The sequence below is a fragment of the Streptococcus timonensis genome (assembly GCF_900095845.1).
Lineage (GTDB): Bacteria > Bacillota > Bacilli > Lactobacillales > Streptococcaceae > Streptococcus > Streptococcus timonensis.
The window spans coordinates 275,057-295,396 of sequence record NZ_FMIX01000004.1 but is presented as its reverse complement, the minus strand read 5'-3'; the positions used below and the strand labels follow the sequence as shown (position 1 = coordinate 295,396).

General features: G+C 36.0%; 18 protein-coding genes. All 18 read right to left on the bottom strand.

Annotation, left to right across the window (positions count from 1 at the left end):
- Positions 1–47 precede the first annotated feature (47 nt).
- Positions 48–797, bottom strand: coding sequence for an adaptor protein MecA (mecA, locus tag BQ2679_RS04700; RefSeq protein ID WP_075566757.1), 750 nt, complete (start codon positions 795–797; stop codon positions 48–50).
- A 154-nt stretch (positions 798–951) separates the two neighbouring features.
- Positions 952–3,333 carry an MBL fold metallo-hydrolase gene (locus BQ2679_RS04695; protein ID WP_075566755.1) on the bottom strand — a complete coding sequence of 794 codons (2,382 nt, stop codon included), beginning with the start codon at positions 3,331–3,333 and terminating at the stop codon, positions 952–954.
- Positions 3,334–3,401: 68 nt separating this feature from the next.
- Positions 3,402–4,208, bottom strand: a complete 807-nt coding sequence (locus BQ2679_RS04690; RefSeq protein WP_075566753.1) for a LicD family protein — start codon at positions 4,206–4,208, stop codon at positions 3,402–3,404.
- On the bottom strand, positions 4,209–5,012 hold the full coding sequence (locus tag BQ2679_RS04685) for a LicD family protein (protein ID WP_075566751.1): 804 nt from the start codon (positions 5,010–5,012) through the stop codon (positions 4,209–4,211).
- Between the two features lie 9 nt (positions 5,013–5,021).
- Positions 5,022–6,509, bottom strand: coding sequence for an oligosaccharide flippase family protein (locus BQ2679_RS04680; RefSeq protein ID WP_075566748.1), 1,488 nt, complete (start codon positions 6,507–6,509; stop codon positions 5,022–5,024).
- Between the two features lie 148 nt (positions 6,510–6,657).
- Complete coding sequence (gene tarQ / locus BQ2679_RS04675; protein WP_075566746.1) at positions 6,658–7,695, bottom strand: teichoic acid biosynthesis protein TarQ; 1,038 nt, start codon at positions 7,693–7,695, stop codon at positions 6,658–6,660.
- Positions 7,688–9,154, bottom strand: coding sequence for an O-antigen polysaccharide polymerase Wzy family protein (locus BQ2679_RS04670; protein WP_075566744.1), 1,467 nt, complete (start codon positions 9,152–9,154; stop codon positions 7,688–7,690). Before BQ2679_RS04670 ends, tarQ begins: the two co-directional genes overlap by 8 nt.
- 15 nt (positions 9,155–9,169) lie before the next feature.
- Positions 9,170–10,156 (bottom strand): glycosyltransferase family 2 protein, encoded by a 987-nt coding sequence (locus BQ2679_RS04665; protein WP_075566743.1) that lies wholly within the window; start codon positions 10,154–10,156, stop codon positions 9,170–9,172.
- 1 nt (position 10,157) lies between these two features.
- Entirely contained in the window at positions 10,158–11,261 is a 1,104-nt protein-coding gene (locus BQ2679_RS04660; RefSeq protein WP_075566741.1) for a glycosyltransferase, read from the bottom strand.
- Positions 11,251–12,087: a LicD family protein gene (locus tag BQ2679_RS04655; RefSeq protein WP_075566739.1), complete on the bottom strand. Its 837-nt coding sequence runs from the start codon at positions 12,085–12,087 to the stop codon at positions 11,251–11,253. Before BQ2679_RS04655 ends, BQ2679_RS04660 begins: the two co-directional genes overlap by 11 nt.
- A gap of 140 nt (positions 12,088–12,227) precedes the next feature.
- Positions 12,228–13,553, bottom strand: coding sequence for an LCP family protein (locus tag BQ2679_RS04650; protein WP_075566737.1), 1,326 nt, complete (start codon positions 13,551–13,553; stop codon positions 12,228–12,230).
- Complete coding sequence (pheA, locus tag BQ2679_RS04645; RefSeq protein WP_075566734.1) at positions 13,550–14,398, bottom strand: prephenate dehydratase; 849 nt, start codon at positions 14,396–14,398, stop codon at positions 13,550–13,552. Before pheA ends, BQ2679_RS04650 begins: the two co-directional genes overlap by 4 nt.
- Entirely contained in the window at positions 14,395–14,871 is a 477-nt protein-coding gene (locus tag BQ2679_RS04640; protein ID WP_075566733.1) for a shikimate kinase, read from the bottom strand. The genes pheA and BQ2679_RS04640 overlap by 4 nt, the downstream gene beginning before the upstream one ends.
- Complete coding sequence (aroA, locus tag BQ2679_RS04635) at positions 14,864–16,147, bottom strand: 3-phosphoshikimate 1-carboxyvinyltransferase (protein WP_075566731.1); 1,284 nt, start codon at positions 16,145–16,147, stop codon at positions 14,864–14,866. Before aroA ends, BQ2679_RS04640 begins: the two co-directional genes overlap by 8 nt.
- A 168-nt stretch (positions 16,148–16,315) precedes the next feature.
- Entirely contained in the window at positions 16,316–17,458 is a 1,143-nt protein-coding gene (locus BQ2679_RS04630) for a TPM domain-containing protein (RefSeq protein ID WP_075566729.1), read from the bottom strand.
- A 253-nt stretch (positions 17,459–17,711) separates the two neighbouring features.
- A complete protein-coding gene (locus BQ2679_RS04625) occupies positions 17,712–18,050 on the bottom strand; it encodes a YlbF/YmcA family competence regulator (RefSeq protein ID WP_075566727.1) in 339 nt (112 codons plus the stop codon).
- Between the two features lie 10 nt (positions 18,051–18,060).
- On the bottom strand, positions 18,061–19,164 hold the full coding sequence (locus BQ2679_RS04620; RefSeq protein WP_075566725.1) for a prephenate dehydrogenase: 1,104 nt from the start codon (positions 19,162–19,164) through the stop codon (positions 18,061–18,063).
- Positions 19,165–19,173: 9 nt separating this feature from the next.
- Positions 19,174–20,340: a chorismate synthase gene (gene aroC, locus BQ2679_RS04615; protein ID WP_075566719.1), complete on the bottom strand. Its 1,167-nt coding sequence runs from the start codon at positions 20,338–20,340 to the stop codon at positions 19,174–19,176.

Below are 20,340 nucleotides of genomic sequence, written 5' to 3'. Positions count from 1 at the left end.
GAAAATTAAAAAGCAGAGATCAGTCATTCTCTGCTTCTTTATTCTTATTATATTTTTTGTAGTCCTTGCACGGCATCATGGTTAATTAAGACTTGGCCATACTCCTGCAATACTGAACGACTTAAATCACTGTCATCAGCATACTCTCTCATTCGAGCTAATAGCCAGGCAGGGTATGGTTTAGGATGATTTTCAATATCTACTAAGATCGTTAAGTAATACTGATTATTCATCTTATAGAGTTCTGATGTTTCCATCTCAAAATTTACTGTCTTTGAGAAAGAGACTAAGCTTGTTAAATTGTCAAATTGGAGGATATAGTAGATGTAGGGTTCTTTAGTAGACTCTTCATGGATATCCGAAGCCTCCTCTACATCTTCTTCGCTTTCTTCCTCTTCTTTTTCAACCTGTTCCAAAGACTGAATAGCTTCAATGTCATCTTTTGTTTTCTCTGCTAAAGTTTTTTCTAAAGTTTTCAAAAACTCATCTGGAGACATTTTTGATAATTCTTCCATATCCGGAAGATCTGACAAATCCTCAAAATCCAAATTTTGGTCAATCTTAGACTTGGTCACAAAGACATCGACTTTGTCAGGTTTAGGAGTCACTCGAAAACTGAGCATCCCTGTATCCAAGAAACTGTCTGGCATCTCTAACTCATCCAAGATAGCATAAAAGAATTCTTCCGTTTTTTCTTGTGGAACAAGAAAATCCGCAATTTCCATTCCCCTATCCATCAAATCTTCTAAAGACATGGTAATTTTTAGTGTGGTATCACTGATTTGTTTCATTTTCATATCTAGTAACCTCATACTTTCAGTTCTATCTATTATACTAGATTTTAAAGATTTTTTCAAAAAATAAAGAGACACCTTTAAAATTAAGCTGGTCTAGCCATATTTTAGAGGTGTTTTTCTTTATTTTAAATATCAGATAACACCTAAGGATTAACTAATTCTTTTCTTCAGTTGTTTCTAATACTGGCTCTGGAGCCTGATTTTTTTCAATTACGACAGAAGAGTTTGTCTCGGTATTGGTCTCTTTTGTAACAACCTGAGTTGTTTCAGTGACTTTGCCCTGTTTGTGTTCAAGTTTCGTCTCTTTAGTCGTTTCATCAGATTTACTTGTTGTCCAAACTCCTTCTGCATTAACCTTGTAGCCATCAGGTGTTGTGCCATTTCTTAGAAGTGAACCATCTGCTTGGAAGTAATACCATTTACCGTCAAGTTGTTTCCAGTCAGTCTGCATCGCCCCATTAGCATCAAAATAGTAAGTTTCATCATTTACTTTATGGATTCCTGTAACCATCTGACCAGTTTCAGTATCAAGGTAGTACCAAAGTCTATTTTCTTTAAGCCAACCTGTCTTCATCGCTCCACTGCTTGTGAAGTAACTATAATGATTATCAAACCATTTCCAACCCGTTTGCATAACTCCACTTGCATTTAGATAATAGCGAGTACCTTCGATTTCTTGGGGGCCTGTTTGCATGATACCTTCTTTATCTAGATAGTACCAAAGACCCTGTTCTTTTAGCCAACCTGTTTGCATGGCGCCAGAAGTTGCAAAATACTTCCAGTGTCCTTCAATAAAAGCCCAGCCTATTTGCATAGCTCCACTTGCATTTAGATAATAGCGAGTACCTTCGATTTCTTTTAGACCGGTTTGCATGATACCTTCTTTATCTAAGTAATACCAAGTATCTTTATCCTTGATCCAGCCTGTTTTCATCGCACCAGAACTTGCAAAATAATTCCAATGCCCTTCAATCAAGGCCCAACCTGTTTGCATAACTCCCTTATTATCAAAGTAGTAGGTTAATCCATTGATTTCCTTTTTACCAACTATTTGTTTTCCTTCTTCATCAAAGTAGTACCAGTTTGATTCAATCTTTTTCCAACCAGAGCCTGTCCCATCTGTCTCTAAAGCTCCGCTACTTGCAAAAAACATTTTCTTACCATAAAAGACTTGTGAGCCAGTAAGCATTTTCCCATCTTTATCAAATAGGTATTTTTTACCGCCTATTTCAACTAGTTCATTGTATGTTCTTGCACCAGACCATGTGATATAGTACCAAGTCCCATCATGTTTAAACCAACCTGATTCCTGCATACTTCCATCTTTGTTGAGGTAGTACCAGTTTCCATCTATTTTTTCTTTAGAATCTTTCAGATGAAGCCACATATCAGCTTGCATTTGACCTTGTCCATTAAAGAAATAGTAGACTCCATTAATTTTTTTCCATCCGATAGCCATTTGATCATCAGATAGACGATATTTCCAGTAGCCATCTTCCTTATACCACTTTTCAGATACTGTAGGAATATCAGGGAAAGAGTCTGATACATTTGAAAAACCACTATCGCTGATTTCAAATACAGTCGCATCCTTGGTTTTACTATAAGCCTTAATAGTTTGTATATTTTTTTCTCGGAGCAAATTAGTAGTTGATTGACGATTGATATCTGCCCCACTTGTTTGAACAACTATGCTAGGTGACAAATTTTCAATAAAGTTAACTGTGTTTGAAATTGTGGCATCATAATGATGATTCCATTTCATCATATCTACTTTACCAATTACAGGACCTAATCTATCTTCAGCGCCCTGATCATTATCTAAGTCTCCACCTAGATAGATTTTCTTACCAGCTACATTCACTACTGCAACAATTGAGTTAGAGTTATCATCATAGACTCTTTTTAATTTCCCATCAGGACCATACTCATTTTTATAATTGTATAGTTGGATATCCATATTACCCAATTTAAAATGACTATCCTGATCAGAGATATCTTGAATAAGAGTTACACCACGTTCTAGAGCTGTTCTCACTGCATTATCATAGTTATAGAGATTATCCCACAATCTCCACTGTGTTGTAATACGTTCGTCTGAATATTTTTTGAGATAAAATCTGTCAACAGGGTAACGTTTTAAAACTTCATCTGCAGTACCAATATGATCGCTATGAACATGGGTTCCTAAAATAAAATCTAATTTTTTAACACCAACTTGTTTTAAATGTCGGAAAAGTCTGTCCTCTATTGTATCTTCATTCGCCCTACTAATTCCCCAACGATCTGGATAGAGTGGATTACTTCCATCTGGAAAATCATAGTCTTCACCCATATCAATTAAACCAAAATGTCCATTGCTTTCTAAGAGAATAGCATCACTTCCTGACTTTGATTTCAAATTAATAAAATGAATCTTATTACCTCCACCAGTAGAAATAGTATCAGCAAAAACTGGTTTTGAAAAAGATAGTATCACTAAGGTATATAGAAGAGAACTGTATAATATTAGATTTTTTATCTTTAAATTTTTCATATAAATTATACTTCCCTTTATTTAATTAAATATTCTGTTAAAATTTCTATTTGTAAAAGTTTGAACGATTATTTTCTATAAGCCTTTATACTATGGCTATACCACTCCTGCATTTCTGTTGATGGCGGAGTCATGTAATCACCATACATTTGTGTTAGAAAGTCATCAAAGTTTTTAGGAATTGGCAACATCCTTCCTTCAAACTCTGTCAAAATTAGCTCTTTAAAAGTTCCCGCCGGAAAGACTTCTTTCATTTTTTCTTTTCCAACTCCAATAGCTCCTTCATAAGCAGGATTTTCTGTCACACTTTTTTTAACCAATTGATCAATTTTCTTATAGAAATATCTCGGATTAACAAGTCTAAGAGGATACCAGGTACACAAGCGAAGAAAATCTTTTAATTTGCTATCTCCATGAACAGCACGCTCTTTTTTAATATAGGCAAGTTGACGCAAGGCAACATATTTATAACTCTTATCAACGATACTTAAATCTGAGAATTGATCGATTGGAAAGACATCAATAAACAAACTAGTATCATGGCGCTTATACTTTACGTTGTCTTCAATCACTGTTGATGTATCTAGAACAGCAGCAAAATTGTGAAAGTACCATGAAGAGGTATCGTAGGAAAGGACTCGATAAACAGGATGTTGGTCTTCCTCAATTGCTTTTAATAGACGCTCATAGTCTTTTCTATACAGCGAAATATCGATATCATCATCCCAAGGAATCATTCCTTTATGGCGAACAGCTCCCAACATAGTTCCATAGCTGAGGAAATAAGAAATATTATTTTTTTTGCAAATTTCATCAACATAGTCCAAAATACCTAGTTGAATTTCTTTAATTTCATTTTTTTCTAAGTACTGCATTTAATCCTCCAATTTATAGGCTTCAAATTCGTGACTATAAAACTGTTTTTCTTTTGGTGGAAGAGTCATATAATCACCATAATACTGTTTTAAAACAGCGTCGTATTGTTTCGGTGCCGGAAGCGTCAGATGTTCAAAAGGAACTTCAAACAAATCTTCAAAAACTTCTTTTGAAAAGACTTCTTTTTCCTTAAACTTGGAAGGAATAAAGGCAATATATTTACCATCTTTCACACTATACTTTTGAATTTGCTTTTCAATTTGATTTGCAAAATAACGTGGAGATATTGGACGAAGCATAAACCAGAAGAAAGTACGAATCAAGTCTTTTAACTTGCTATCTCCATAAACAATATTCTTGTGCTTACTGAAGGACAATAATTTAAAGCTTTCCAGCTTATAACAAACATCGATAACTTTAGTGTCGTTGAAAGAATCTATTGGAAAAATATCAATGAAAATTCCAGAATCATATGTTTTTGTATTTCGATTATCCACTATTCTCGTTGTCGAATCTACAACCTTAATAAAGTTATTATAGTATCTCTCATCAGTTTCCAACGTTAAAATCTTATATTTAGATTGTTCTCTTTTAAATAACTGAATAAAGCGTTCGTAGTTTTCACGTGTCATAGAGATATCTATATCATCGTCCCAAGGAATAAAACCTTTGTGACGAATAGCTCCAATCAATGTTCCATAATTAATAAAGTAGTCAATATTATTTTTTTTACAAAACGAGTCGATGAAAGCTAAAATCTCAAGTTCAATCTGTTTTGCTTCGTCAATGCTAAGCAGTCTCATTTATACCTCCTAAGATTTTTTTATCCGTCTCTTTAGTGAAATAAAATGGCCTAAAAATTCATAAAAGATACTATCTTTTGTCCACACCAGCAGGCCAATATAACTAAGAGCTGATAAGACCATGATAATCAACATATTGATTAAGAAAGGTAGATTAATGACCATTTTAACCGGATAGATGAAATTAACTAAAAAGTAGATTGGAACAAAGGTCAATGCGAAAAGAGAATAACGTACAGTATATTTGAAGATGTGTCTTAAACTAATTAGTTGTCTCTTATGAATAAAGATAGCATAAAGTATTAGTAGAAAGCTTTCCGATAACATAGTAGTAATCAAATAATACTCCGGTGTAATAATATTATTAAAATAAAGTAAACTATCCATAATTAGGTTCAAAATACCCGCAAAAACTGTATAAACTGTGATTCTTTTTTCAAATCCATTTGTAAAAAGGATTTGTGATCCTAAAATAGTATCTAGGGCAAGAATAATCGTACGAACTGCAAATATAGAGGTTAGATTTGCCCCACCAATATACTTTTCACTCCCATATAAAAGTATAGCTTGAGGTCCTAAAATCATTAAACCAAAACTAAGAGGAATGATAAAGAAATTGAAAATACGACTTCCACGATTCACTAAATTTATATATTCTTCTTTTTTTCCTATTCCGATGTAATAACTCAAGCGAGGAACACTAACTCCAATTGCCCCGGTAATAACACCTGCGATAACCGTTACAATCCGTTGTGCCATCGTATAATAACTGACATTTACATCAACTCCAGTTTTTACCAAAAAGAGACGATCAAGAAAGGTAAATAGCATATTGGCATTAGCAAAGATTAGCATGGCTGTCAGAGGTAAGAAGAGAGGTTTAAATTCTTCCAATGAAACCTTTACGAACTTGATATCCCTTTTAATCCAAAAATAACTAATGAGATAATTGATTAGAGTTGAAAGACTCATAATCAGTGTATAGATAACAATATCATGCTCATTTTTCACAAACAAAAAGATGGATACTAGCATGAGAATGCGGATGAAGGCTGTTTTATAAAATAAAAAACTGTAATTTTCAAGAGCTTCATTAACCCATTCTATTGAGAAAATCTGAGCTATGAGTTGAACTCCCATTACCAAAAATATTTTTTTAATAACCGGATTACTATTAAAGAATAAAGGATACGATAAAAGATAGACAACACTTGTAATAATTGTACAAGCTACACATAAATAAAAAAGACTTGAAAAGACTTTATTTAATTCCTTCTTATTATCTTTTACATTACTAATAGCTCGAAGTCCGTAGTTATAGACTCCATAGGTTGCAAAGGGCAAGAAAAAAGAAAGAATGGTATCAACAGAGTTGAAATAACCATAGTCAGTTCGATCCAAAACACGAGCAACATATGTACCTGTCAAAATTGGGAAAATAATATTTAAAACACGAATTCCCATAAAAGCCAGGGCATTTAATTTTATACTTTTCATTCAATTTACCTCGTTGATTTATTATATCATAAACTACATTAAAAAGCCTTTTTGACTGGGGAAACCATTTCTAAAACTTATATAATTATAAAATAAAAAGAGGACTCTTTGAGTCCTATTTTTATTATCGGATCGACTTTATATAATATTAAAGTGCAAAAGCTATAACTCCCAAAACAGAACGATTTAGATTTCTCACTTCTTGCATACTTTCTTCAAATTTCTTATAACGAGTGACACCGTATTCTTCTACAAATAAGATATTATCTATCCCTAATATACTTTTTATATTCTGCAAATCAACAAACTGGACTCCTTCAATATCCAAATTGTAGTCTGCCTGTAGTTTTTTCAAAATACGATTATCTGAACTTACGATTGCTAGTGGTTGACCTTTACACTTGTAACTCAATAGTTCAGAAAGATTTTCAACAGTGGTAATAGTTGAAACGAAGTCTACTTGATAAGCTGAAAAATCACCTGCACGATTAATAGTTGGATTGAAAAGATATACTAGAACATTTGCTAAGATAACCAAGATGACGCATAGAATGCCGATAATCACTAAGCGTAAAATTAGATTTTTCAAGTTAAAACCGAGAGCAACTTCTTCATTTGGAGTTAATTCTTTTGAGTTAACTGTTTCAAGTTTTTCGATTTTAACGTCTGTATAGGTGGACTTGAATTTGTCAATCAATGAATCGAACTTACTTTCGAGGAAATCATTTACTTCCTTGCTTGGAGTTAAAATTTTAACAGTTACACCTGCATCATCAATTAATGGGTTGATTGTTAATTTTTTTGTCCAATAGTCACTTGAAGAATTTTTTAATGCTGTTTCTGTGGTATCTAAATCTTTTGCAATTTCTTTCATCTTATCAGAATCAACATCATTGAAAAGAAAGGCACCATTGAGATTACCATCAATTAGTTTTGCATAGAAGTCACTATAGCCACCAACTTGATGATTCAAAATTGTTTTTGATGATGTTTCTGGAGCAGTTATCTTATAGGTGATATAAGTAGAATAACTAGTAGAATCTTTGACTGTATTTTTATTTTTAACAGCTTTTAAAGTAAATGGTACAGCTATGAGAGCAAATAAGGCTAGTAAAGCTAGCAAATTCACTTTACGTTTTTTATAAAGATTTGCGAACAAATCAGCTACAGAATAATGTTCAAACATGTATTTCCCCTTTTTTTATTAAGTGATGATTTTCTTTTGTAAGCATTTTTGCAACGAAAATGATAATAAGAACAATTCCCCAGAATTGCATTGTAAAAAGATTAAAGAAACTCTCTGAAAAACTACTTCTAGGCATAAAGAATAAATTATTCAAGATTAGCAAAGATAATGCAAATAAGATTGTTCTTGAGCGATATGCCACTTGCAACATAGCTATAAAGAGCATACCAAGTAAGATACTTAGTAGAAATAGTCCCAACATACCATAATCAGTATACAATTCCATGATATAACTACTTCCAATACCATGGCCTCTTAAATATTCTTTATTTAGAACAAGATAAGACAGATTGTGGGCATAACTATTACTGTCAATCGCTAGTTCAATACTATTTGTCGTATGTTCAAATGGTTTGGCACCAAATATGATTCCGATACTTCCTCTTGCAAAATAGTCAACAATCGGACCAAAAGTGAAATTTCGGAAGTCTCTATAAGGAAGACTACTATTGTACAAGAATCCTCTCGCTAAAACTCCAAAACTAGTTCCTTGTTTATAAATGAAATCGAGTAATAAATCAAAAACTCCACTATGGGATACTTGAGCGTTATCACGAACATAGTTTAATGCTCCCATCGCAAGCATGAGAATAGGTGTTCCAAGATAAATAGCCATTTTTTCTTTGAAACCGATCCATTTACCTTTCTCCGTTTGTTCACGCATAAAGTAGTAAACAAAGGCAAAAATCAAACTTAGAATAAAGGGATTTCTGGTACCAATTACTAAGTGAATCAAGTTAGCCGCGATATAGGCAACTAAAACCATTGTCGCATGTGACTTTTTAGGTTTGGTTGCTAAGTAAACACACATGGCATAAACCATGAAAGTCGATAAGATATAGGTAAAGTAGGGCAATTGACTTTCAAAATTTGCATAATAATTGTAATAAGAAGTTTGCAAACGGTATAGCAAGCGCTCAAATAGTCTAAGGAAATAAAATGGATAGGTGAGTAGAAATACACTCAATGAAACGAAGCGTAGTTTTTTTACATAATTGACATTCGATTGTTTTTCCACTCTTACAGGAGCTTTGCTTTTTCGAGAAAGATAATAATTCGCTATCAATCCCCCTAAAGTCAATCCTAAAATAGATACAATAACAACTAGGAAAGCAAATTGATAAGCAATTGGTTGGTAAGTATCAAGTGCTCCATCTCTGAAATAATCGATGGTGGGTCTGGATACCAAAAATATAAAAATCGTGATAAAAAATATAAAGTGAATCAAATAATATTTGATGTTATTCCAGCAAAGTAGCAGACTGCTAATTAAGAGCAAAAGCAAAGTTGTCAAAAGTCCTACATTGTTGCTGGTGAACAAATAACTGATTCCGCTTATTATGGTTACGATATAGCTTAGAATCGTAACCGTTAGCAACATTCGTTTGCCATCAATCATCTCTGCCCTCCTTTTCTAATTAATTTTTTTCGATTGCTCAATATTTTTTAGCAACAATATTCTATACAATCTTACATTTACAAAAAGTGCTAAAGCACTAATACGTCTCCCTTTTCTAAAAATGTCATTCTTAAAAATAGCTAAGGTATGTTGTTTCAAATATCTATAAATCCTTGGATAGTCTTTAAACTCTTTGAAATTCTCATCTAGAAGCATCTTATCAAGTATGAAGAAATGAGCATATGCTAATCTAAAGAAAGCTACTTCTGTTAAGTTTGGATATTCCTTAATAACTTCAGTATAAAATTTTTGATAAATATCAATGTAAGCTAAGTCTTTTTCCGCATATGGTTTGGTGGTAATACTATCTCCTCGATGGAAATAGTAATAGTATGGCTTAGTATTAACAACATACTTTTTAGTTACTTTAACTAGATCAAAATGATAATAGGCATCTTCATAAATCAAGCCTTTTGGGAAAGTTAACTGTGCCGCAATTTCCTTTTTGATAAGTTTATTACAAATAGTTCCTGGTATTTTCTCACCAATTAAATACTCTTTAAGGAATGTTTCGGTATCACATACAAAATAATCATCCTGGTTTTCAGACTGTGGACTCTCGCTATTGGCATATACATTCATAACACCACAACTGGAAACATCCGCATCTTCTTTCACTATTTGTTGATATAAGCTAGTAATCATTTCAGGATGAATGTAATCATCCGAGTCTATAAAAATAACAAAGTCTCCTTGGGCTTGCTTCAATCCATCATTCCGAGCTTGTGATAAACCTTCGTTTTCCTTGTGATAGACCAAAACTCTTTCATCTTGCTCAGCAATTTGTTCGCATAAGCGACCGCTTTCATCTGTAGAACCATCATCAACGAGAATGATTTCGAGATTTTGATAGGTTTGTTGCTGAATGGATGCTATTGATTTTTCAAGATATTGCGCCACATTATAAACAGGAACAATGACACTAATTAATGTAGTTTCCATGCTACTCCTCTAGTAGTTTTTCTACTTGTTCAATTTGTTTAGCAATTGTAAATTGCTGAATAAATTGGTTGGCCTCATTGGCATCAAAGGTTGATACAGCTGTCATGTAGTTATCAATCGCTTGAGCGGCTTCTTGATTGCTATCAATGATTTTACCAAATCGTCCTTCCTGAGATAATTCCTCTGCACCGCCTACTTCAGTAGATACAAAGGGAACTCCAAGACTCAAGGCTTCAACATAGACCCCAGGAAAACCTTCCTGTTTTGACATGGATAAAAGAACTTGCATCTTAGAAAGATACTTGTACGGATTCTTTTGATACCCCAAAAAGTGAATATAGTCTTCAAGTTGGTATTCTTGAATCCTTTTTTTCAGTTCCACTTCCATATCTCCGACTCCTATAAAGTAGAGGTGGTATTTCTTTCCTTGCTTGTGCAAAAGTCGTATGACTTCCACAACACGATCAGAACCCTTATTTTCTTCAATACGCCCAATGGTGCAGATACTCTTAGGAGCAATCTCAATAGCTAGCTTCTCTTTTGATTTTTTGACAATACTTTCAAAATCGTAACCATTATAGACTGTTGTTAATTTCTGTGAGTAATCTGGATAAACTTCCTTAATAGAATTGTTGGTCTTCTTTGAAATTCCTACTATAGTATGAGCAGCATCCAATTGTCGTCTATGAGAATCTCGCTTCGACCTATCTTTTAAAAATTCCTCAATACTTCCATGAATCCAAGAAATCTTCTTCACTTCTTGGCGTTTAGAAAATAAAAGAGGAGGATTCATAATGGTAAAGGAGACTTCTACATCATATTGATCTTTTACAAGTAATCGTCTTGTCAATCTTGGGAAATAAATTCTCAATCTCCACAAAATCGCTCTTAACCATCTTGGTTGGCGATAATCTTGAAAGGCTTTTAAAATTCTCACATTGTCAGGTACAGGTTCATATCCTTTGCCAAAATGTTCTATTTCGAGGATATCAATATCATACTTTTCCGGATCTAAGTTTGAAACAATCGTTGATAAGATTTTTTCCGCACCTCCACCTAGAGAGAAAGACCACATAAAAAATAGAATTTTCTTCTTATCCACCATATTCTCCCATATATTCTCTATAACTCTTATCCATATCAGCTATGACGGCATCGTGATGAGGGACTTGCTTTTCAGCCGGAGGTGGTGTCATATAATCACCAAAGGCAATGCTAAGATAAGCATCATAACCAACCGGAATAGGCATTTCTGTTCCTTCGAATGGTAGGAAAATGTTGTCTTCAAAAGCCTGAATTGGATATTTATTTTTCATATAACCAGGGCCTGAACATAATTCTGTAATGCCATCACTTTCAAAAAGTCCATACTTAGTCATTTCTTTCTCAGCTTTTTTCCAGATTTGGTATCGTAGAGATTTGGGTGTCATACCAAGTAGAATTGTACTTCCCCATTTCATGACTGCTCCGTGTTTTTCTGGAATAGTTTGCGCACAAAATAGAGAATAAATCAAGGCCCAGCGGACCTGTTTCTTGCGCTCTGCTGGATGTTTAGGGTAGTAGTCCAAGGGAAGAACATCCAAAGCCAATCCGTGTGGAAGATCCAAATCTTGTTGATAAGGCTTGATACAAGTCGTCTCCTTATCGCGAATGGTAATAAAGAGGTTACGGTCTACATAGTCTTTAGAACTCTTTAATAGGAAGTAACGCTCATCCGCATATTGAGGCCATAACTCTGCTAGTTTTTCATAGTCCTTTCGTGGCATAAAAAAATCTAAATCATCATCCCAAGGGATGAAGCCCTTATTACGAAGGGCGCCAATGGCTCCTCCGCCACACAAATAGCAGAGTAAATCATGTTCTTTACAAAATTCGACAAAATATTCAGCCATTTCCAGACTACGAGCCTGAATTGCCTTTAAATCACTCATCTATTTCATATCCTCTTCTGTAGAATTGTATCATTCTATTATACCATAAAAAGTGCCTATTATCTTATCCGTTCATAAGAAAAATCAAAGCCCAATCACCTATCATAATAGATGCATTAGCTTTGATTTTACTATATTTTTTATCTCAATCCCATTTGGGCAAGCTTATTCTTATAAGCGTTTTGATCTACACGAAGGGCTTGACCACCGTAAACATCAAATTCGTCTTGCCAATCACCAAGTTCTGGTACTGTTACTCTCTCAATACCATTTTGAGCTCCATCTAAAATAGACAAGCCATTAGTTAGTAAGAAAGTATACGGAATGTTTGTTGACGTCATAGAAAATACTTTCCCAAGAGCTTCTGAACCAGTGAATAGTTTTGTTGGGTCCTTAATTTGTTGCAAGATTGCTGACATAACCTGTTGCTGTCTCCGTGTTCTACCGTAATCACCTTCATCATCATCACGGAAACGAGCATAGTTAAGTAATGTAGAACCATTCATTTGTTGCTTACCAGCTCGAATAGTTTGGGTTGGAGATTCAGTTGCAGTCGCATGTAGATCATCACCTACAGTAGCTTCTGTGACTGGGACACCATTTAAGGTTGAGAATTGCGCATCGATGGTAACTCCATCTGGGAAAAGAGTATCAATTGCAGTAGCGAAGGCTTGGAAATCTACAAGAGCGTAATATTTGATATCCAAGTCAAAATTATCCTTGAGAACTTTACGTACTCTCTCAGCTCCTTGTTTTCCTTCCTGCTCTCCCAATTCATATGCCAGATTCAATTTATGATCGGCTTGTCTCTGACCATCAATAACTTGGCTATAACCATCGATATAGACTAAGTTATCTCGCATAAAACTAACAAGTTTAATTTTTTTATCCTTACCACTGACATTCAAAACCATAATCGAGTCTGTCCGTGTTTCTGCACTATTCTGTCCAATTCGGCCATCCGTACCCAAAATCAGAATATTAACCCCATCACGCGTATCTTGTCCATTGAAGACTTCAACCTGAGCAGCTTTGGCATCTTTTAGCTTATTATCTTCCCTTGACTGAAAACCTTTTAAAAACATAAGAGTCATCCCTATTGCTACAAAAAGTAAAATTGTAAAAATCCAAGCGAGCAAACGCTTAAAAGAGAAACGACGTTGTTTCTTAGGTTTCTTGACTTTTTCTTTCTTTTCTTTTACTTTCTTAATTTTTTGCTTGGGAACTTTATGGCGAGAACTACGACTACGATTTCCATAACTTGGAAGGCCAATATTATTGGTTTGCTGAAGTAGCTCCTCTAACTCTTCGTAGGGTTTAATCTCAGAAACTTTCTGCTGACCTTCTAGTTTACTATGCAAAAAATCAAATTCTATCCGTTCCTTTTCATTTAAATAATGAATATTTTTCAAGAGATAATCATAGCGTAGATTTTCATGATGAGATAGAGGATTTTCTCTAGTCATAGATTCTCCTTTCCTTTATCCTGTATAGTATAAATAGGGTAAGCTCCCAAAATTTTATATTGGATTCCAATAGTTTCTAATTCTTCTCTTGCAAAATGAACTAAATCTTTATCTCTATAATCAACATCAATAATAAAGAAGTATTCACCAAGAGCAGTTTTAAGGGGGCGACTCTCAATCTTTGTCAAGTCTATTCCTCGCCAAGCAAAGGTAGAGAGCGCCTTATAAAGAGCGCCAGGTAAATTGTCTGGTAAGGTAACTGCCAGACTCATTTTTTCTGTTGAGAACTGCAAAGCTATCTCCGGTAATTGTGCACCTAAGACCCAAAAACGAGTAAAATTAGCTTCCATCTCTTGGATATCTTCAGCAATCAATTCTAAACCATATTCATCAGCAGAATTTCTCGGAGCAATAGCTGCAAAAGGTTGATCTGGATGTTCTGAGACAAATCTAGCTGCATAAGCTGTACTTGCTGTTACTTCTAATTCAGCATTTGGAAAGTGCTGGTCGATATATTTTTTTCCTTGTGCAAGTGCCTGCGGATGAGAAAATATTTTTTTGATGGTTGAATGCCCAGAAACAGCCATTAACTGTTGTTGAATCGGTTGTACTATCTCTGCAACAGCCTGAATTTTCGCTTGATGATAGAGATAGTCTAAGGTCTCATGGACACTTCCTTCAATGGAATTTTCAACTGGGACAACAGAATAATCAACCAAGCCCTGTTCGTAAGCCTTGATGACATCTGTGATATTTGAAAATGGCTCTAGTTCCTCGTGGGGAAAAGCCGTTTGCACAACATGGTGCGAAAAAGATCCCTTGGGACCTAGATAGGCAATTTTCATCTCAGTTCCTCTATAATTTCTTCTGGACTTAATGTTGCTACATCTACAACCTGACTAGCCACTTCTTCATACCAAGCTTGTCTTTCTTTAAAAATCGCAGCCAAAGCCTCCTTGCTATTATTTAAAAATAGTGGGCGTTGATTTTCCTTATCACTCGCGATCCGTTGATAAAGAGTTTCAAAATCAGCTTTTAGGTAGATATTATCGGCATTTTTCTTCAGCAATTCTCGATTTCTCGAAGAAACAACCACTCCTCCACCAGTTGAAATGACTAAATCTGTTTTTAGCAAATCATCTAAAATTTCTGACTCCACCTTACGTAAGGCTGCTTCCCCTTTTACTTTAAAAAAATCGGCTATGGGCATTCCAATACCTTGCTCAATCACAACATCCATATCCACAAAATCAGGATCTAGCCCTCTAGCAATGGTTGACTTCCCTGCTCCCATAAATCCTAGCAATACTTTAGCCATGAATCAGAGTCTCCAAATCATTGAAAAAGCCTGGGTAGCTAGTATTGATAGCTTCTGCGCGGTCAAGTTCTACTTCTCCATCTGGGACTAAAAGAGCTGCAATAGCCGTCATCATCCCGATACGATGGTCACCAAAGGTATTGACTCTAGCTCCGTGAAGAGTAGACTGCCCCTTGATAATCATTCCATCCTCTGTAGGAGTGATGTCAGCACCCATGCTATTTAAGGCGTCTGCAACAACCTGAATACGGTCTGTCTCTTTGACTTTGAGTTCTTCAGCATCTTTGATAATCGTCACTCCCTCTGCTTGCGTTGCAAGGAGGGCGATAATAGGTAATTCATCTATCAGGCGTGGAATCAATGACCCACCAATCTCTGTTCCTCTTAGGTCTGAAGTTTCAACAGATAGGGTTGCTGATTTAGCTATTGGATCGATTTCAGTAATCTCCAACCTTCCACCCATAGCTCGAATAACATCAAGAATCCCTGTGCGTGTTTCGTTGATACCAACGTTCTTAAGTTCCACTCGAGAATTTGGTACAATTAAACCAGCGACCAGCCAAAAGGCTGCACTAGAAATATCTCCTGGAACTATCACATTTTGACCTGTCAATTTTTGTGGTCCATTGATTGTTATTCTCTTGCCATCTACAGTCAAGTCCCCACCAAATTGACGCAGCATATCTTCTGTGTGATTACGTGTGCATTCTTTCTCAAGAATGACTGATTGACCTTGAGCCTGCAAAGCTGCAAAAATCAAGGCCGATTTGACTTGAGCAGAGGCGATAGGCAATTTGTATTGAATAGATCTTAAGTTTTTCGTTCCTTTCAACTGCAACGGTGGCAATTCTCGCTCTGTTTGACCAGAAATGCTGACTCCCATTTTTTTCAAGGGAAGGGTCACACGGTCCATAGGACGTTTTGAAAGACTGTCATCTCCAAACATCTCCACTTCAAATTCTGCACCAGCAAGAACACCCGAAATCAGACGAATAGAGGTGCCAGAATTCCCCATATCTAAAGCATTTTTAGGAGCTTTTAATCCCTCCATTCCAACACCTTGAATGGTAATGACACCATCTTTATCCTCAATCTCAACACCAAGGTCACGGAAAACTTGAATGGTCGAAAGGACATCTTCTCCTCGCAAAATATCATAAACCTTGGTCTGACCCTCAGCCAAACTTCCAAAAATAATAGATCGATGACTAATTGACTTATCACCTGGTACTCGAATAGAGCCGTTCAAGTGGCTAATAGTTGTTTTTAACTTCATACTAGACCTCATACTGACAATACTTTTTTTATTTTATCATAAAAAGTCAGAAATTTCTTAAAAATTCCTGACTTTATGATAGTTAATAATATTTTTTCAATACACTTTTACCTTTTTGATGTATTTCAACCTGAAGCTTTTTAATAGCAATTCTTTTTCACTTTCAATTTACCAGCTATCTGAAGATCCACCACCATCAAATCCTCCGCCATCCCAATCATCAGAAGACCAAGATGAACTAGAACTACCAGTATCATATCTAGATGTAGAAGAATCTAATCTACCATAAGAACTTGACTGTACCCTTTGTGAAGCATAGTAGCTTTTTTTGAGCTCGGAAGTCCAAGAAGCATTCTTCACAAAATCTTTATCGTTTGGATAGAGTTTTCCCTTCCCATTATAAGAGTATTGAGAGCGGTTCAGCCTATCTAGTTGCTTTCTTTCAACTTCTGCGTAGTATGCTTCTATCAGTAATGCAGTCCAAGTATCATTAGGTAGAAAACCTTTTGAGTCTGGATATAGTTTGTTATATCCTGCGTAGTTATACTGAGACCTAATTAAACGCTTATTTTTTTTATAGTCAGATTTACGTTCTTCAGTCCACGTATCGTTAGGTACAAAGTCAGGAAAATCTGGATACAGCTTACCCTTTCCCTCATACTCATACTTAGAAAAGCGGCATCTATTTAAGTAATGGAACCAAATTGCTAAAAGTGCATAAACCAAGAAAATTAACGGCATGTACTTAAGGCCTATCTTAAGGATTCCCAAAATTATTGCTATGTATTTTAAGCTTTTTGGAAGCCGAGTATTCTTATTCTCCTTCTTGTTTATGATTTCAGCTTTTCTAGACTCTGCTTTAGAAATGCCTACTAGAATTCTGTTAAGAGCATCAGTATATTTCCCTTCTTTCATGTAAGGCTTCGAATCATTTAGTAAAGAACTGGCCTTCGAGTCAGGTAGCCAAATTGCTGCTTCGTTGGATGTTTCAATACGAAACTTCCTATCCTTTATAGCAATAGCGATTAAAATTCCACTGTTGGAATCTTGTTTCCCAATTTTCCATTTGCGTGCAACCTCATTGGCTACCTCTTCGATACTGGAACCGTCTAGGGTATCTACAATGTAAATACCTACTTGGGTTTCACTTCCAGCATTCATACTCTCTAACGTTTCTGCAACACTAGTGGTTAAATAACCATTAGGATCGTATATACCATTTAAAGGCCGATCGGGAATAACCATATTAGCCGCCACTAGCGGCATAAAAAAGAATAAAGGGATAATTAAGAGTAAAATTAACTTTTTCATAGGAGATCCCCCACAAGACTAACCAGTTAAATTGATTTCAGGGACAAACTTTGCATCTTTCTCTGTTCCAATTAACTCAGCTCTATAGTTAGAAACCTTCAAATTTGTTTTGCATTTTGATTATTAGTAAAGACAATCATTCCCACAGTCATTATTAAACAGACCAGGCTAATAATTCTAGCTTATACAGTAGTTATCGATAATAAAAATACGATTGAGAAAATACCGATAAATCATAAACAAAATAAGTTTGTTATTTTAGCAATTCTGAAATCGGTTCAAAAACAATTCGTTCAATATCTGATAGATAAATAGACAGTTGTTGTTGTTTGTTAAAGAAACTTGAGACTAGATCGTTCCCTTCAATCTGCTTGCTAATAGAATCCATTTTCCCTTGGAAAGATGCATCTGGCATTTGTCCAGTTTGTGCCATGAATTGAATTTCTTGTTGGAAGGCAATATAATCCTCGAAAATTTTATTAGCTTCTGCATCTGCTTGGATAGCATCTTTTGCTTCCTTAACAGCCTTGTATTCAGGTAATTCGCGCAATCCGCGACTTAGTTCGTTTGCACTATCATAAATATTTGACATGATTTTCTCCTTATTTGATGACTACTGTGTAGTCAGTATTTTCTGTAATCACATGCTCAGCTCTTTCCAAGTCCTGAGCATTTTTAAATGAAATTTGTAGAATCCCATGAATATCTTCACGATTTTCTTCATTGATGTGGATATTAACTAGTGAAGTTCCTCTAAGTAATTCTAAGATGCGCAAAATCACATCTTCCTCATCAGGAATATCTACAAAAAGATCATAAGAACTATCAACTCCTCCACGTTTATGAATTTCCATAGCCTGTCGTTGTTCACGCGCTTGATTGAAAAAATTCCAAATCTGACTCTCGTCTTCGTCTCTGATTGCCTGACTTATCTCATCCAAACGTCCCTTAAAATCCTCTATCCGCTCTATTATTGTCTCTCTATTGGACAAAAGAATAGAGGTCCACATACCTGGTTCACTCTCAGCAATTCGAGTCATATCTCTAAAACCACCCGCAGCAAAACGTCCAGCCAGCTCATGTTCTCGAGCATAAAGGGCCGTCTGCTCCATTAAACCAGAGGCCAATATGTGAGGAAAATGGCTTACTTGAGAGGTTACCTTGTCATGCTCCTCAGCGTCAATCTCGATAAAACAAGCATGTAGACCTGAAAGCAGACTCTTCATTTCTTCGAGCGTATCTGAAGTTGTCAGACTAGATGGAGTAAAGATATAGTAGGCATTTTCAAAGAGATTGACATCGGCTGAGGCAGCACCTGTCTTATGGCTCCCTGCCATGGGATGCCCACCTATAAATCGAACAGACTTCCCTACAAAATTCTCCTCCGCTGCGTTCACAATAGCTGACTTGGTCGAGCCTGCGTCCGAGATAAGAACGCCTTCTTTCAAGCCCAAACTTGCCAACTCCTGGATAAAAGCAATGGTTTGTTTGATAGGTAATGTCAGAATGATGATATCCGCTAAGGGAGCGAAACTGGCAAAGTCATCAGTCGCACGGTCAATCATTCCTCGCTCCAATGCAATATCTCTTGAAGGCTTGCTTCGATTGTATCCTAAAATTTCATAATCGGGATGATCTCGTTTAATTCCCAAAGCCATTGAGGCCCCTATCAAGCCAAGACCTACAATATAGATGGTTTTTGACATAGGAACTCCTTAAAAGTTCTTCGTGTATTCACGGTGTTTAACCACTGCCTCTTTTAACTCTTCTAGATTATCAGATGAGAATTTTTCTAGAATTTCCTGAGCTAAGACAGTTGCAACTACTGCTTCCATAACTACCCCAGCTGCAGGAAGAGCAGTTGGATCACTTCTCTCCACGGTTGCCTTATAAGGCTCGTGGGTTTCGATATCCACACTCATCAATGGTTTATATAGGGTTGGAATGGGTTTCATGACACCTCGAACGACAATGGGCTGACCATTGGTCATACCACCTTCGAAACCACCAAGGTTATTAGTCCGACGGGTATACCCATCTTCTTTAGACCAGATAATTTCATCCATAACTTGGCTTCCTTTACGGTAACCAGCCTCAAAACCAAGACCAAACTCCACACCTTTAAAGGCATTGATAGATACAACTGCTTGAGCTAGTCTAGCATCTAGCTTTCGATCCCATTGAACATAGGAACCAAGACCAACCAGAACACCACCAACAACTGTTTCTACAACTCCACCAATGGTATCTCCATCACGCTTGATTTGGTCAATATAATCCTTGATTTCTTGCTCACGTTCTTGATTAACGATAGAAACTTCTGACTGGGCAGCTAGTTTCTTAATCTCTGCGACTGTTAAGTTTTCTGGAACATCAATTTCTTTACCACCAAAGATAACAACATGGTTAGCAATTTCGATATCAAGCTCAGCTAAAAGCCGCTTGGCTACTGCTCCAACTGCTACCCGCATAGTCGTTTCACGGGCAGATGAGCGTTCCAAAGAATTTCGCAGGTCATCAAAACGGTATTTGATCCCCCCGACCAAATCTGCGTGACCTGGGCGAGGATGAGTGATTTTTCGTTTGCTTTTAAGCCGGTCTTCGATATCCTCAGCAGACATGATATCCAGCCATTTTTGGTGGTCTTTATTAATGACATCCATGGTAATAGGAGCACCTGTCGTCTTACCATGGCGAACTCCAGAAGTAAAGACAACCTGATCACTCTCAATCTTCATGCGTCCACCGCGGCCGTAGCCACCTTGACGTCGCTTAAGATCCTCATTGATGTCCTCTGCAGTCAAAGGAAGACCAGCAGGAACTCCTTCTATAATAGCTGTCAGACGCGGTCCGTGTGATTCTCCTGCAGTTAAATATCTCAT

Bases quoted from the DNA above. Each gene is read 5' to 3' on its own strand.
- BQ2679_RS04670 (WP_075566744.1), bottom strand. From the start codon at position 9,154: ATGATTGATGGCAAACGAATGTTGCTAACGGTTACGATTCTAAGCTAT.
- BQ2679_RS04680 (WP_075566748.1), bottom strand. From the start codon at position 6,509: ATGAAAAGTATAAAATTAAATGCCCTGGCTTTTATGGGAATTCGTGTT.
- BQ2679_RS04625 (WP_075566727.1), bottom strand. From the start codon at position 18,050: ATGTCAAATATTTATGATAGTGCAAACGAACTAAGTCGCGGATTGCGC.
- BQ2679_RS04690 (WP_075566753.1), bottom strand. From the start codon at position 4,208: ATGCAGTACTTAGAAAAAAATGAAATTAAAGAAATTCAACTAGGTATT.
- aroA (WP_075566731.1), bottom strand. From the start codon at position 16,147: ATGAAGTTAAAAACAACTATTAGCCACTTGAACGGCTCTATTCGAGTA.
- BQ2679_RS04695 (WP_075566755.1), bottom strand. From the start codon at position 3,333: ATGAAAAATTTAAAGATAAAAAATCTAATATTATACAGTTCTCTTCTA.
- mecA (WP_075566757.1), bottom strand. From the start codon at position 797: ATGAAAATGAAACAAATCAGTGATACCACACTAAAAATTACCATGTCT.
- BQ2679_RS04630 (WP_075566729.1), bottom strand. From the start codon at position 17,458: ATGAAAAAGTTAATTTTACTCTTAATTATCCCTTTATTCTTTTTTATG.
- BQ2679_RS04650 (WP_075566737.1), bottom strand. From the start codon at position 13,553: ATGACTAGAGAAAATCCTCTATCTCATCATGAAAATCTACGCTATGAT.
- BQ2679_RS04655 (WP_075566739.1), bottom strand. From the start codon at position 12,087: ATGAGTGATTTAAAGGCAATTCAGGCTCGTAGTCTGGAAATGGCTGAA.
- BQ2679_RS04685 (WP_075566751.1), bottom strand. From the start codon at position 5,012: ATGAGACTGCTTAGCATTGACGAAGCAAAACAGATTGAACTTGAGATT.
- BQ2679_RS04665 (WP_075566743.1), bottom strand. From the start codon at position 10,156: ATGGAAACTACATTAATTAGTGTCATTGTTCCTGTTTATAATGTGGCG.
- BQ2679_RS04660 (WP_075566741.1), bottom strand. From the start codon at position 11,261: ATGGTGGATAAGAAGAAAATTCTATTTTTTATGTGGTCTTTCTCTCTA.
- pheA (WP_075566734.1), bottom strand. From the start codon at position 14,398: ATGAAAATTGCCTATCTAGGTCCCAAGGGATCTTTTTCGCACCATGTT.
- BQ2679_RS04640 (WP_075566733.1), bottom strand. From the start codon at position 14,871: ATGGCTAAAGTATTGCTAGGATTTATGGGAGCAGGGAAGTCAACCATT.
- BQ2679_RS04620 (WP_075566725.1), bottom strand. From the start codon at position 19,164: ATGTCAAAAACCATCTATATTGTAGGTCTTGGCTTGATAGGGGCCTCA.
- tarQ (WP_075566746.1), bottom strand. From the start codon at position 7,695: ATGTTTGAACATTATTCTGTAGCTGATTTGTTCGCAAATCTTTATAAA.
- aroC (WP_075566719.1), bottom strand. From the start codon at position 20,340: ATGAGATATTTAACTGCAGGAGAATCACACGGACCGCGTCTGACAGCT.